16 protein-coding genes and 1 pseudogene are annotated in these 12,435 nt (G+C 65.5%); 7 read left to right on the top strand and 10 right to left on the bottom strand.

What is annotated here, in order from left to right:
* The first annotated feature begins 81 nt into the window (after nucleotides 1-81).
* Together IG98_RS0129350 and IG98_RS0129340 are read left to right on the top strand one after the other, a co-directional pair.
* Nucleotides 82-294 carry a hypothetical protein gene (locus IG98_RS0129350; RefSeq protein ID WP_030919273.1) on the top strand — a complete coding sequence of 71 codons (213 nt, stop codon included), beginning with the start codon at nucleotides 82-84 and terminating at the stop codon, nucleotides 292-294.
* A gap of 1,339 nt (nucleotides 295-1,633) precedes the next feature.
* The gene (locus tag IG98_RS0129340) at nucleotides 1,634-2,137 is read left to right on the top strand and encodes a hypothetical protein (RefSeq protein WP_030919269.1); all 504 of its coding nucleotides are present in this window, start codon (nucleotides 1,634-1,636) and stop codon (nucleotides 2,135-2,137) included.
* Between the two features lie 281 nt (nucleotides 2,138-2,418).
* Here IG98_RS0129340 and IG98_RS0129335 read toward each other — a convergent pair whose 3' ends face one another.
* A complete protein-coding gene (locus tag IG98_RS0129335; RefSeq protein WP_084195743.1) occupies nucleotides 2,419-2,637 on the bottom strand; it encodes a transposase in 219 nt (72 codons plus the stop codon).
* 199 nt (nucleotides 2,638-2,836) lie between these two features.
* Nucleotides 2,837-3,094, bottom strand: a complete 258-nt coding sequence (locus IG98_RS0129330) for a DUF397 domain-containing protein (protein WP_342666856.1) — start codon at nucleotides 3,092-3,094, stop codon at nucleotides 2,837-2,839.
* Between the two features lie 120 nt (nucleotides 3,095-3,214).
* On the opposite strand from IG98_RS0129330, the gene IG98_RS50935 reads away from it, so the two are divergent.
* Both IG98_RS50935 and IG98_RS0129325 read left to right on the top strand, forming a co-directional pair.
* Nucleotides 3,215-3,664, top strand: coding sequence for a hypothetical protein (locus IG98_RS50935; protein WP_157594590.1), 450 nt, complete (start codon nucleotides 3,215-3,217; stop codon nucleotides 3,662-3,664).
* Between the two features lie 500 nt (nucleotides 3,665-4,164).
* Complete coding sequence (locus IG98_RS0129325; protein WP_157594589.1) at nucleotides 4,165-4,662, top strand: hypothetical protein; 498 nt, start codon at nucleotides 4,165-4,167, stop codon at nucleotides 4,660-4,662.
* A 195-nt stretch (nucleotides 4,663-4,857) separates the two neighbouring features.
* Here the strand turns inward: IG98_RS0129325 and IG98_RS0129320 are convergent, their stop codons facing one another.
* Both IG98_RS0129320 and IG98_RS0129315 read right to left on the bottom strand, forming a co-directional pair.
* On the bottom strand, nucleotides 4,858-5,079 hold the full coding sequence (locus IG98_RS0129320; protein ID WP_245651763.1) for a DUF397 domain-containing protein: 222 nt from the start codon (nucleotides 5,077-5,079) through the stop codon (nucleotides 4,858-4,860).
* Nucleotides 5,061-5,531 (bottom strand): annotated as a pseudogene (locus tag IG98_RS0129315) (DUF5753 domain-containing protein); the annotation flags it as partial. The gene IG98_RS0129320 and the pseudogene IG98_RS0129315, both read right to left, overlap by 19 nt.
* Before the next feature lie 118 nt (nucleotides 5,532-5,649).
* Here IG98_RS0129315 and IG98_RS0129310 point away from each other — a divergent pair.
* The 3 genes from IG98_RS0129310 (at nucleotide 5,650) to IG98_RS0129300 (ending at nucleotide 7,171) form a co-directional block, all read left to right on the top strand.
* A complete protein-coding gene (locus IG98_RS0129310) occupies nucleotides 5,650-6,069 on the top strand; it encodes an ATP-binding protein (protein ID WP_051753122.1) in 420 nt (139 codons plus the stop codon).
* Complete coding sequence (locus IG98_RS0129305) at nucleotides 6,066-6,287, top strand: hypothetical protein (protein ID WP_030919252.1); 222 nt, start codon at nucleotides 6,066-6,068, stop codon at nucleotides 6,285-6,287. Before IG98_RS0129310 ends, IG98_RS0129305 begins: the two co-directional genes overlap by 4 nt.
* A gap of 95 nt (nucleotides 6,288-6,382) precedes the next feature.
* Nucleotides 6,383-7,171 (top strand): class I SAM-dependent methyltransferase, encoded by a 789-nt coding sequence (locus IG98_RS0129300; RefSeq protein ID WP_030919249.1) that lies wholly within the window; start codon nucleotides 6,383-6,385, stop codon nucleotides 7,169-7,171.
* An 11-nt stretch (nucleotides 7,172-7,182) separates the two neighbouring features.
* Here the strand turns inward: IG98_RS0129300 and IG98_RS0129295 are convergent, their stop codons facing one another.
* From IG98_RS0129295 to IG98_RS0129270, 6 genes are all read right to left on the bottom strand, one after another.
* Nucleotides 7,183-7,992 carry a DUF4259 domain-containing protein gene (locus tag IG98_RS0129295; RefSeq protein WP_169750199.1) on the bottom strand — a complete coding sequence of 270 codons (810 nt, stop codon included), beginning with the start codon at nucleotides 7,990-7,992 and terminating at the stop codon, nucleotides 7,183-7,185.
* 68 nt (nucleotides 7,993-8,060) lie between these two features.
* A complete protein-coding gene (locus IG98_RS0129290) occupies nucleotides 8,061-8,273 on the bottom strand; it encodes a hypothetical protein (protein WP_030919243.1) in 213 nt (70 codons plus the stop codon).
* 62 nt (nucleotides 8,274-8,335) lie between these two features.
* Nucleotides 8,336-8,584, bottom strand: coding sequence for a hypothetical protein (locus IG98_RS0129285; RefSeq protein WP_157594586.1), 249 nt, complete (start codon nucleotides 8,582-8,584; stop codon nucleotides 8,336-8,338).
* A gap of 197 nt (nucleotides 8,585-8,781) precedes the next feature.
* Entirely contained in the window at nucleotides 8,782-9,555 is a 774-nt protein-coding gene (locus IG98_RS0129280) for a sporulation protein (RefSeq protein WP_037971564.1), read from the bottom strand.
* Nucleotides 9,556-9,573: 18 nt separating this feature from the next.
* Nucleotides 9,574-10,806, bottom strand: coding sequence for an SPFH domain-containing protein (locus tag IG98_RS0129275; RefSeq protein WP_030919234.1), 1,233 nt, complete (start codon nucleotides 10,804-10,806; stop codon nucleotides 9,574-9,576).
* Nucleotides 10,807-10,854: 48 nt separating this feature from the next.
* Nucleotides 10,855-12,420, bottom strand: a complete 1,566-nt coding sequence (locus IG98_RS0129270) for an SPFH domain-containing protein (protein ID WP_245651762.1) — start codon at nucleotides 12,418-12,420, stop codon at nucleotides 10,855-10,857.
* Nucleotides 12,421-12,435: the final 15 nt, after the last annotated feature.

Raw genomic sequence — 12,435 nt, 5'->3', positions numbered from 1 at the left:
AGTGGGGTAAAGGGCCGCATCTCCGATTCGATGCGGGGTGCGGCCCCTGTCCGTCATACGAACCAGGATCGAGGGCAGAGAATGTCTGAGCAACGTTCACTTGCCGGTTGTGGCGCGCTTATTCTCCTCGGAGTCGCGGCGTTACTCTTTTTGGCGGTCATTCTGGCGTCGTCAAGTAAGACGCTGATCGTGTTCGTGCTGGGCATAGCATGCATTGGCGCCATGATGATCTGGTCGACCATTATGATCACGTCCGCGATTGACAGCCAGTCGAAGAAGCCTGATCGGCCATGACTTTGCAGGGCCGGTCCCTCTGGGGGCGGGCCTCCTCGGCCCGGGCGGTCAGCTCGGAGCGATGCTGAGTGGCCAACGTGTGAGGGAGTTCAATGGCGTCGAGCGGCGTGGGGAACTCACAAGAGTCAGGGGTCGGAGAGATTTGAAAAGGAATCCGGCGTTAACGGGGGTTCGCACTGGTCATGTAGCTGATCCGCTCATCCTTTGAGGCCGGGGTAAACGCCGGATCCCGTATCCATCACACAGGCTCACGAAACTGATGTCACCGTGGCGTCCGCTTCGTCGTGCTCGCGCAGCATGCGCAGGACGGTAGCCGGGGAGGGATGCCGGTATTACATTCGTAGATCTTGAGGCAGAGGATCGACTCGGCTGCGGTAGTGGCTGATCAGTGCCCGGGTCTGATGGACGAGCCGAAAATATGACCAGGACAGCACGTGGTCGACAGCGGCGGCGGCGGGAACGAGCAGGCGGGCCAGAACGCGGCGGATTTCAGCGAGGGAGAGCCGAATCAGCCGGGCCGGGGTCAGTAGACCCGCTCCTGAGGAACAGGCGCTTTTCCCGGGTCTGCCCCGGTTGCCTCGGGTTCCTCAGCGCTCAGCCGATCGGGAAGCCGAGCGGGAAGCCGAGCGCGAGCGAGGAAGAACTCGATGTCGTCGGGGTCACTGGTCGAACGGCGGATCAGCAGGGTGTGAACCAACCCCTCGGCGGATGGCTGGTCCTTGACCGCGACCTGCCCCAGTCATAGGCGCGCAGTTCGCGGCGTACCTGGTGACGGTTGCGGCTGCGCTCTTCGCGGCGAAAGTAGTACCACTCCCGGCCCCCGTCGCCATAACCGAACAGGTGATAGGCGTAGGCGGTGGTGCTCCAGTAACAGCCGCCCGTGCGGTGGCTCAGCGGGTGCTTGAGAGGTGATCGTTGGGCCGCCTTGCCAGGTGGGCATAGGTGAGGCAGGACACGAGACCGGTTTTTACGCCCCTGGCCTGACCGATGAGCAGTGGGCGCCGATCGAGCCGCTGCTGCCCGCCCCGCACTGAGACGGCCGGCCCGAACAAGCATCCACATCACCGGCACGCTCGGGCTGCTGATGGCGGTGACGGTGCACTCGGCCGGGTGCAGGACCGCGTCGGGGCCACCACCATCCCGCTGGGGCTGTACTTGAGTGAGCGCTGCCAGGTGGTGTTCGTCGACCATGGCTTCGCCAGCCGGCTGGCTTCCGGGAAACCGGAGGTCAGGCGTCCACCGGGCGGACTCCAAGCTGTCTGCAAGCCTCCTCCAAGAATGCTGCGGGAGCCTCGGCCATGATCGATCGGATAAATCGATCGAATAAAAGGAGGAAACCATGCTCGCGCGTTCCAAGCCCAGCGCGGTTCTGTCGGTGCTAGGCCTTCTCGGGGCACTGGCTCTTGTCACCGCCGCCCCTGCCAGCGCCGCTCCTGTCACCGCCGCCCCCACCGCCATCGTCGAAACCGAACTCGGTATCACCGTCTACGCTCACGATATAGACGAGGAGGGGGCCTGGAGCAACGGTGACGAAGTCTTCATCAAGGTCGTGCGTAATGGAGTAAGTCAGCGCTTCGCCCCGACCGATGGCACGGTCGACGTCAACGAGGACGAAGAGGGCCAGATAGTCGAATTCCCGTCGCATTACCCTCTCAAGTTTTCGCCGGGTGAGAAGGTGACGGTCCAGGTGTGGGAGGATGACACTTCCGGAGATGACCTCCTCGCCGAGGCCAAGGACGTCATCGTCGAGTGCAACCGTCCGTTCAGCGGCGCAACCGAAATCTCAAAGCGGAAATACTATTATTATTCGTTCGAGGCTAAGTTCTACGCCTTCGGCTGCTGATTTTCGCATTGTGATGTTCTGCGGACAGTGAGAGGGCCGGGCCACCGCGGCATCCCTGTCCATGCGGTATGCGTGAGGCGGCGGCCTGCTCGCCGGACGACGGGCCTAGTGTGAGAAGGGACGGCCGCGCACGTGGCCGACCTGTTCGCACGGGAGCGTACCGGTACCCAGGCCGCCGAGGTGGTGCGGGGCGGCCGGATGCCGGGCGGCCGGTTGCGCCGGGCCGGGCCTGCTGCGGCGGAAGGAGAGCGCTGGCCTCCCAGGGGCCAGCGCCGCCACGACTACACGTTCCGGCAGCCGGGCGGCCGCCAGGAACAGCCGGTGCACACGAGGTACATGATCTCTCGCCGTGGATGCCTGTCCGGGCGGCCGTCCCAGTGCGGGGCGGGCAGCAGCGGCTCGATCAGTGCCCACTGCTCATCGGTCAGGCCAGAGGCGTAAAAACCGGTCTCGTGTCCTGCCTCACCTATGCCCACCTGGTAAGACGGCCCAACGATCATCCCTCAAACACCCACTCAGAGAAACTGATTTTGACGTTACCGCAAGCCGCAGGAGCGCGCGTTACGCACTGCTGATGACACGGACCCGAGTGGAGGGCCTACGGGGAAGCTCAAAGACCGACACCCGACCGCTGGAACGATTGGGTGCGTCCGATCCTCGGAGAAAGACGAAGTCGAAATCCTGGAGTGGTCCTGCAGGTCAATCGAAGTAACCGGACTTAACGGAGTTGAGGAAGGTACACCATTCGGCCGAGGTGAAGGTGAGGGCTGGGCCGGTGGGGTTCTTACTGTCGCGGATGGCGATGGCTCCGGGGAGGTTGCCGGCGATTTCGACGCAGTTTCCACCGCTGCCGCCGCTGAGGGAGCTCTTCTTCCAGACGGTCTTGGAGAGGTCAAGGCCGGTTAGGGATGTTACTTCCATGATCACCTCGTATCGGCCATAATCAGGATCGAACATTAATTACCTGCGGTGTGTGGAGGGAACCTGAAAGACGCATCCTCTCGTCGGGGAGAGCCGAAGCCTCCGTTCTGGCTGCGTTGGATTCCTGAGGAAATCGCGGGGACCTATGCCTTGTCCGTGGTCTCTTTGGCTGTGTTTACCTCGGAGGGAGTCCTGGGTGACCATATTTATGGTTATCTCTTAATGGGCTTTATGGCACTACCTTTATCCATCGCCGAGGTTGCCACAGGTCTTGCGATGGAGAGCCTGACCCCTCAGCTTCTGACCAGCGGTACCGCGGAGTGGGTGTCGTTGCTCTGGCCGGGGTTACTTCAGGCTCTGCTGCTGTGGTGGCTTCTGCGTCGGGGAAGGCATTCGGTACGCAGCGAGCGCTGGGGTCGACTGCTCGCCACACTGACGACATTCCTGGTGATCGTCTCAGGGGTGGTCGTTGTTTTCGATCAGTGGGCTCCCCGCAGACCGGGAGGCATTCCGTTGCTTGCTCTGGGAGTTCTGCAGGCTTTCTTCGTGTTCGGGTACGCCGGTAACCGCTCGTTCGCAGTGCCACCGCCCAAGAGGGAATCTTGATCGGGTGTGACCGAAGTTCATCGACGCGGTGGGCAATTGCCGATAGACCATCGTCGTGGAACATTAGATTGCTACCAAGTTGGCATCCGAATGAGAGGGCGGGGAAAATTTTGGCGCGTGATAAGAAATGCAAGAGCGGTGTAGCTCATGCACCAGTTCTGTCGGCGGCCTTCGTTTTCGTGATCTTTTCTGGATGCACGAGTGGGGGGCCGGTCGGCCTCGGACGTGAAGGAGAATATATAAGTTGTGATCGACTTCGCCTTGTTCTGTTGAATGCCTTGGCAGTTGCCAATCCGGACTACAGGGTCTCTTGGGATTATGCCTGGCAGAGTCCAAAGTGTGCCGGTGGGGCTTCGGACTTCGATGCCCGAATCCCCGTTGGTCTTACCCCCAGATCACTGTCGACGCCTTTCAAGTCCTTCGCTGATCCTGTGTCGGCCGGTGAAATAGGTCAGGACTCTTTCGGTCAGGTGAAGGCACCCTTCATCAACGAGTGGAGGATGAGTCGGATCATCAAATCTCTCGGTGGAGGCAGTATCGTAGAAGAAGGGAAGGGCGTGGATCTCCTTGCTGCGGACATAGGCAAAGATATCGACGTACAGGCTGTCGTCGAGCTTGAGTCGCCTCTGCTGGAAGAGGATGTGGAGAAGATTTGGTCCACACCTGATGTTTTTTTCTTTTCGCCCGGTGGGGAACAGAAGCCCATCGGTTGGGACTGGGAGTTCGCCGGCCTCTCCTGCGACACGAGAGGGTTCGACTTCTGCCAGGGCAGCAAATCGGCGACCACGGCTTTTCGCCAGTGGGTTTCGCTGCTACGACCGGAAGACGCCTCCGCGCTACAGGAGTTCGGGATCGACTATCAGGAACTGCGGCGGCGAGCCAGCGATAGTAGGATCTATGGATTCGTTATGCATAACCTTCCGCCACAGGCGACGCGGCTGGTAGATCATCCGCAGGTACGCTCAGTGAAGATCGTGGATATCGCCATGAACGAATGACCGTCCTCTCCACGCGACGGAGTGTTGACCTGTCGAAGAGATCTGTCTTCATGGATCGAACACCATCACCGGGAGCCGTGCCTTACATTAAAACGGCACCCGACCGTTGGGACAGCCGGGTGCGCATGCTTTTAAGGTGAGAACGGATCTCCGAGCGGGTATTCGAGGTCCGGCTGCGGAGAACGGTCCTGCCGGTCAGTCGAAGTGGCCCGACTTAACGGAGTTGAGGAAGGTGCGCCATTCGGTCGGGGTGAAGGTGAGGGCCGGGCCGGTGGGGTTTTTGCTGTCGCGGATGGCGACGGCCCCGGGGAGGTTGCCGGCGACTTCGACGCAGTTCCCACCACTTCCGCCGCTGAGGGAGCTCTTCTTCCAGGCGGCTCTGGAGAGGTCAGGGCCGGTCAGGTCTGTTGCTTCCACTGGTCCCTCGCTTCTTTGATCATCTCTAGCGACTGGCTAGGACGAAGTGCCTCTGTTCGGAGCCGGTCGTATCTATCCCAGACGACACTTACCAGACTGTGCTCAGCTGAAACTTCGCCTTCCCCGGCAGACTCTACGGAGACGGTGGTCGGTGCGTCCGGCATTTGGGCGAGCACGAATCCGGACATCAGGCCTGCGGTGCAGAAGGTGTCGTGGGGGACGAGTTGTACCTTCACGTTCTGCCGACCGGCGACGGTAGCGAGATGGTCGAGCTGTTCGTACATGACCTCCCAACCTCCGATGGGACGGCGGAGGACCCACTCGTCAAGAAGCGCCCACAGGGTGGGCGGACTGTCCCTCCGGAGGATGATTTGCCGCCGCATGCGGGCACTGACCTGGTCCTCGACCTCCTGCTCCGTGGTGGCCAAGTCGCCACGGAAGACGGCTCTCGCGTAGTTCTCCGTGCTTTTATCCGGACGATGTCAGGGAATTAAATGGATAATTCGCCCGGTTAGCGGAGACATTGTGACAGGCGAATTTATGGCGCCTGGCAGGAATGGCGGTGATCCAATGGGCGCTGAAGCGGTTCCCGTGCTCGGTCTGCTGGGCAGTGTCGAACTGCCCGGGGTGGCCGAGTCGGTCGGCACGGCCCGGCGATATGTCAGGGGCGTGCTGGAGAACTCGGGCCGGCGGGATACGCATGACGCCGAGCTTCTGGTCAGCGAGCTGGTGTCGAACGCGGTAGGACACTCGGAGTCGGGCCGCGTCGGCGGGCTGGTGACGATCGTGGTCGCGAACTGCGGCGAGACCGTCCAGATAGCGGTGGCCGACAAGGGCTCCGCCACCTGCGCGCCCGAGATCCCGGTCGAGCCGGACGAGGACGCCGAGGGTGGCCGTTGGCTCTGGCTGGTCAGCGAGGTGGCCCTGTCCTGGGGCTGGCACGAGGGCGCGGCGGGCCGGATCGTCTGGTTTCAACTGCCGCGACAATGACCGAGACGCCAGGTGAGATCGCCATCCTGATCGCCCGGTACGACAGGAACTGGCTCATCTCCGAGGCGGCCGGAGGTGGCTACTACGCCGTACGCCGGCACAGCCTGTCCGAGGGGTTTCTCGGCAGGAATGACCTGTCCAACATGATATGCGTGCCGACCCTCGGTGAAATGGCGCGCCGCCTGGCAGCCGAGAGGAAGCGCGAGAATCGACTCTGAAATCAACCGGGAGAATCGCTGCCCTCAACCCGATCCCGCTCGTCCGGCGATTTAATTCGCTTGCCCGCGGGCCCGGGGGGCGGACACGATCGAGTATGGAGACGACACCGGAACTGCTCGCCTACTACGGGCAGGACAGGGAAGACGACAGGCTCCGGGTGGGGCGCGGGCGACTGGAGCTGTGGCGGACGCAGGATGTGCTGCGCAGGGCGCTGCCCCCGGCTCCGGCCAGGGTGCTGGATGTGGGCGGCGGCACCGGGGTGCACGCGGAGTGGCTGGCCGCCGACGGATATCGGGTCGAGCTGATCGATCTGGTGCCGCTGCACGTGGAGCGGGCGACGCGGCTGGCCGGGATCACCGCGAGGCAGGGGGACGCCAGGGAGTTGCCGGTGCCCGACGAGAGCGTGGACGCGGTGTTGCTCCTGGGCCCGCTCTACCACCTCGCCGAGCGTGCCGACCGGGTCAGGGCCCTGGCCGAGGCGGTCCGGGTGGTGCGACCGGGCGGGCTGGTGGCCGCCGCGACCATCAGTCGTTACTCGGTCATGCACGACACGATCTACCTGGGGTCGTACCTGCTGGAAGAGCAGCGGAAGATGGCGCACTCGGCCGCGGTGGACGGCGTCATGCTCTCCCCGGGCTCGGGGTTCACCGCCTACCTCCACGATCCCGACGAGGTCCCGGTGGAGTTCGCCGACGCGGGCCTCCCCGACGCCGCCCGCTACGGACTGGAAGGACCTTTCTCCCTGTACGGCGACATCAACGACTGGCTGGACGACCCCGACCGCCGAACCCTCATGCTCGACGCGCAGCGCCGCCTGGAATCGGTCCCCTCTCTGCTCGGCATCAGCGGCCACCTGCTCACCCTCGCCCGCAAAGCGCTCTAGAAACCGAACGGTCACCCCGGCAGGGCGGGAAGCGCGGGTACGGGGTCGAGGCCGAGATGGCGGCCTGCGGCGGTTAGGGCCCGCTGGAGATCGTCGATGACCTGGGTCAGGTCAGAAACCTCGTGGGAGTGACCGAAGTCGATCCATGCCTCGGCCGTGGCGCGGCCACGAGAGATCCGTTCCGTGTACGCGCCCGGTGTGAGCTGCCCGAAAACAAGGAGTTCCTGCAGATTGGCGGGGCGCCACCAGGCGAGCCAGTCCGGCGCCTCGTTGACGGCCAGGACGAGGCGTTCCGCCGCGTCCGCGTAAGGGGTGTCGTCTGGCAGGCTTCGCTCGGCGATACTCCAGAACGCTCGCAGCCACTGCCCTTTCTGACGGGAGAGGTCCGGGACGAACGGGGCGGGAGCCTCCTGGGGCTCACCGTGCAGAGCTTTGCGGTAGGGCTCCAGGTGCTCCAGGAGTCCCTGCCAGTCCGCCTGGACCTCGTTGAACCAGTTGTCCCGCGGCCGGGTGGCCAGCGCGAACGCGGCGGCGGCCAGCCGGCGCAGGTCGCCGGAGACGGTGAACGGATTGCGATCGAGCCAGTGATGGGCGGACTCGTCGGGGGCGATCCCGGAGATCCGAGCGGCGACCAGGCAGGCGAACGCCAGGGCCTCCTCCACTGCGCCCTCCTCGACGTACTCCTCGTTGTCGCGGACGAACGTGTCAAGCGCCTCCGCCATCGCCGCGGCGACGTCTTCCTCCCCCTCCAGTTCCGCGATGGCGTCGGAGGCATCGTCACTGTCGAAGGGCTCCTCGAAGAGCGGGGGCCGGTCGTTCACGCAGCGGATCCTTTCCGAGGATTTGATGATCATGGCACGTGCCGATCGCGTGGGAGCCCGGGAGCGGGCTACGAGACCTTACTGGAGGGGGCGGTCCAGGTCTTGCACGATCTGGGGTCGGCGGTGGAGTAGCCCCGCTTGGTCCAGTAGACGAGGTTGGTGCCCTTGCCGAGATCGCGGATCTTGCTCTTGGCGGCGGCATCGGCCCTGACCAGGCCCGGCAGGCGCCGGGCGTCCCTGGCGGAGTAACCGACGGCGGACCACACACTCTTCGCGGTCATTCCGCCCAGGCACTTCGCCTGCAGGTTGTAGCGGCGGATCTGCTCGGAGATCTCGTCGGCGTCTAGGGGCGCCAGGTGTCGTTCATACAGGTGATGAGCGCGCTGACGTGCCTCTTGACCGAGGCGAGGCTGCTGCCCTTGGCGGGTTTCCCGGCGCAGTTCGCGGCGGGGAGCCTGCCGGCGGTGTAAAGGGGGTTGCCGGTCAGGAGCGGGGCGTCCTCGACCGGATATGCCGAGGCGGTGGCCGTACCGGGGAGGAGGAGAACGGAGGCGGCGACCGTCGTCATGATCGCGCGAATTTTCATGGTCATGGACATTAGGCCATATAGCGGTATTCGGTAAGCCGCCGGTGCGTGGGGTCATCGCAAGTCGGCGAAAGATGGGGAAGCGCCGGCATCCGACAGGAGAGCGAACGCGTGCCCCATGGTGTCGCCGAGCCGGACGGGCCCTCAGAAACGCGAAACGGCCGTGCCTCGATGACGGGGGCGCGGCCGTTTCGCGTGAAAGGTCAGAACCAGCCGCGCCTCTGGGCCATGGCCTGGAGGCCGGCGCGCAGGGACTGCTCCACCTGGCCCGGGTGGTCGTTGTAGTGGACGGTGAAGCGGCTGTAGCTGTCGTGGCTGGAGGACAGGAAGCCGCCGCGCTTGTCGGCCTCCAGGATGACGTCCATCGCCTGGGGACCGGAGATGAAGGTCAGCTCCAGCTCGTTGAAGTGGCGGTGGTACTCGCCGCCCGCGTAGTACTCGATCTCCTGGAAGAACGGCATCCGCGAGCCGTGCAGGGTGCCCCGCTCCAGGTCGGCCTTCTTGAAGCGGAAGCCCATCCGGTCCAGCGCGCCGAGCAGGTGGTCCTGGGCGGGGAGCGGGTTGACGAACAACGGGTCGAGGTCGCCCTTGTCGAGCGCGCCGGCCAGGGAGAGCTCGGTGGAGACACCGAGCTGCATGCCGCGCAGCGGGTGGCCGCTGATGGCGCTGATCGGGGTCTCCCAGGGGACCTGGATCTGGAAGGGGGCCGACTGCGGGGCGCCCGCGGCCAGGTGGAACGGCCCGGTGATCTGCTGGCGCAGGAAGCTGTAGGTCGACTTGTACTCGTTGTCGCCGCTCTCGACCTCGACGACGGCGGTGAAGTCGATGAAGATGCCCTCGACCCGGTAGTCGGAGCCGCCGCCGCGGAAGTTGACCTGCCCGCGTAGCACCTCGCCGGGCCGTACGTGCGAGTTCTGCAGGACCGTGTCGACCTCGACACCCGCTCCGAACGCGGCCATCAGCTTACGGAACACCATTGTGACTCCAGATTTCTCTCAGGGGGATTGGATGTGATCGTTGCCCAGCTGGGGCAGCAGCTGGGCCAGCAGCAGGGTGGACAGCGCGGAGGTGTCGCCGGAGGCCCCGGTGGTGCGGACGACGACGGGGCGCGGGGCGCTCTCCGCGAGCTTGGCGCCCACGTCGAGCCTGCGGCGGGCCAGCTCGTACTGGAGCACGGCGCGGTTGTCGCGGTAGGAGTCGGCCAGCCTGCGCAGCCCCTTCGCCTCGTTCTCGGCGGAGGTGAGCTCGGCCCGGCCCTTGGCCTCGATCTCCCAGCGCACTCGCTGAGCCTCGGTCTCGTGCTCCTCCAGCATGCGGGCGACGTCCTTACGCGCCGTGTTGGCGGCGGCGCGCACCTCGACGATACGCGCGTCACGCGTCTTCTTGGAGCGTTCGATCTCCATCAGCAGGGTGTCGATCCGGCGCTTGCGGGTGAGCTCCCACTCGCGCTCGAAGGCCGACAGTTCCTTGGCGACCTTCTCCCGGGTGGCCAGGTGCTGCTGGTACTGGTCGGGCAACTGCACGTCGGGGATGTTGGCGCCGGTGATCCGCACGCCGTACCGGCCGAGCTGGCGGGTGAGGAGCTCCTGCATGTCGCCGACGTCGGAGCCGCGCAGGTCGTAGGCGCGCTCGGTCCGCACCAGGCGGCTGCGCTGGCGGATGGCGTCCTGCACGGCGCTGCTGAGCACCAGGTCGAAGTTGCCGGCGCCGATCGTCCGGACGAAGGCCACCGGGTCGACGATGCGGAACTTCAGGAAGAACTCGATCGACTTGAGCGGGACGTTCTCCGCGGTCGGGCAGGCCACGATCGGCGCGGAGTAGGGGATCTCGGTGGAGGTGTCCACCACCGCGTCCACCCGGTCCCAGGGCAGCCACAGGTAGTGGCGGCCGGGAGGCAGCGTGCCGACGATCGCGCCCCACCGGCTGCGCACGCCGGTGGTGCCCTCCTCGATCTCGATGATCGCCCGGCGCCAGAGCCAGATCAGCGCCACCACCAGGAAGAACACCGCGCCGACCGCGGCCAGCAGGGAGAACGCCCCGTCGGCCAGCACGGCGGTGCCCGCCAGATAGAGGGCGAAGAACAGCAGCGTCACCCAGGCGAAGCCGCGCCGGTCCTTGGGGATCACCACCGGGACCAGCTGGCCCGACTCGCCGCCGCGCAGCAGCTGGCGGATCTCCGACCAGGAGGCCAGGGATTCCTTGATCTTGGAGAATTCTCCGTTGCTCACTGGGTCCTCACCGTTCCTCGTTCGCCTCGTGGTCCGTTCCGGTGCACGTCAGTCCTCGTCTCGTACCGGAGCGGCGACGTCGGCGGGGGAATTGAGCAGGGCGGCGATCTCCGCCCCGCGCCCCTCGACGCGACCGCCGATCTCGGACATCCGGGCCCTGATCGCGGCCATGTCCGCCTCGGAGAACAGCTGTGCCTCGCGGCTGCCGACCAGCTGCCTGGCCAGCGCGAGCAGGTCGAGGTCGACGTCCTCGCCGACCTGCACCAGACGCGGCAGGTGCGAGGCGACGGACTCCAGTTTGTCGAGCAGGTCCTGCTGGAACCGGTAGTCGAGGATCTCCGGCGCCTCGGCGGCGCTCAGCGCGCGGATGTCCAGCGCCTGGGCCTCCAGCAGCGCCGCGTTGGCCTTGGCGGTGGACTCCGCCTCCACCAGCCGCTGGCCCGCCTGGGCCTTCGCCTGGTGTGAGGCGCGCTCCAGCGCGGTGTCCATCTGGGCCTGGTACGTGGCGATGTCGGCGTGGATGGCGGACAGCTGCTCCTGCAGGCCGGCCAGCTCCTTGATCAGGTCGCCCTCGTTCTGCTCCTTGCGCAGCTGGAGCTCGTACTCGTAGGTGTACGCCTCCTTGGCGACCCTGATCATCTCGGGGGCGGCGAGGTCCATCCGGTACTCCTGGCTGGACGGCTCGGCGTGCGTGATGTTGACGTCGGTGAGCCGTACGGCGGGCAGGAACTGCTGGTTGAGGTTGTCCAGCATGCCCATCGTGCTCTCGCCGACCAGGTCGTAGATCTCCTCGGCGCGCTGGGAGTAGATCAGCGAGCGGGTGACCTCGCTGATGGCGTTCTGCAGCTTGGCCTGGAAGCCGCTGACCGAGCCGAGCACGAAGATGAACTCGGCCGGGTCCTCGATCCGGAACTGCAGGAACAGATCGACGCTGGCCTTGACGCCCTGCTGGGTGGGAGCCTCGCGGATGGGCGCGTTGAAGGGGTACTCGCGGGTGGTGTTGACGATGTAGCTGACCCGCTTCCACGGGTTGAACAGCGTCACCCGGCCCGGCTCGGCGATCTGCACGAGCTTGCCGAACTTGGTGATCAGGGCCTTGCAGCCCTCGGGCACCATGACCACACTCCGGCGCCACCACAGGAACACCGCGGCCAGCACCAGCACGGCCCAGTAGTGCGGGCCGAACAGCACCCGTGCCCCGTCCGGGAGGCCGGTGGCGACCAGCCCGACCAGGCCGAGGCCGGCCAGCACCACCAGCGGGATGATCACCTTGGCGGCGCCGCTCTTGGGGATGACCACGGGGGAGATGACGTGGACGGGCTCGCCGTGCTGGCCCTTGCCGCTGAAGCTCCGGTTGACGATCTCGCCGGCCTCGTTGAGCGGCGCGCTACGGGCCTCGATGACCGTGCCCAGGGAGGCGCCCTGGTCACGGGCGGCCGCGAAGTCGAAGGGGTTGAGCGCGAAACCCTCGTTCCCCGAGCCTCCGGAGTCACCCGGTCCGTCGTTGGGCTGCCCTGTCATCTGGCCGGCGAACTGTCCGACGGCCTGCCCGACCACCTGGCGCATGTCGCCGCCCTGCCCTATCGTCTGGGCCGCGGCCCTCGCGTACTGCATGGCTTCTCTTGGCCG

Source organism: Streptosporangium amethystogenes (genome assembly GCF_000721075.1).
In the GTDB taxonomy this organism is placed as follows: Bacteria; Actinomycetota; Actinomycetes; order Streptosporangiales; family Streptosporangiaceae; genus Streptosporangium; species Streptosporangium amethystogenes.
Note: the sequence above shows the minus strand (reverse complement) of the source record. Positions and strands in the feature narration are given on the sequence as shown.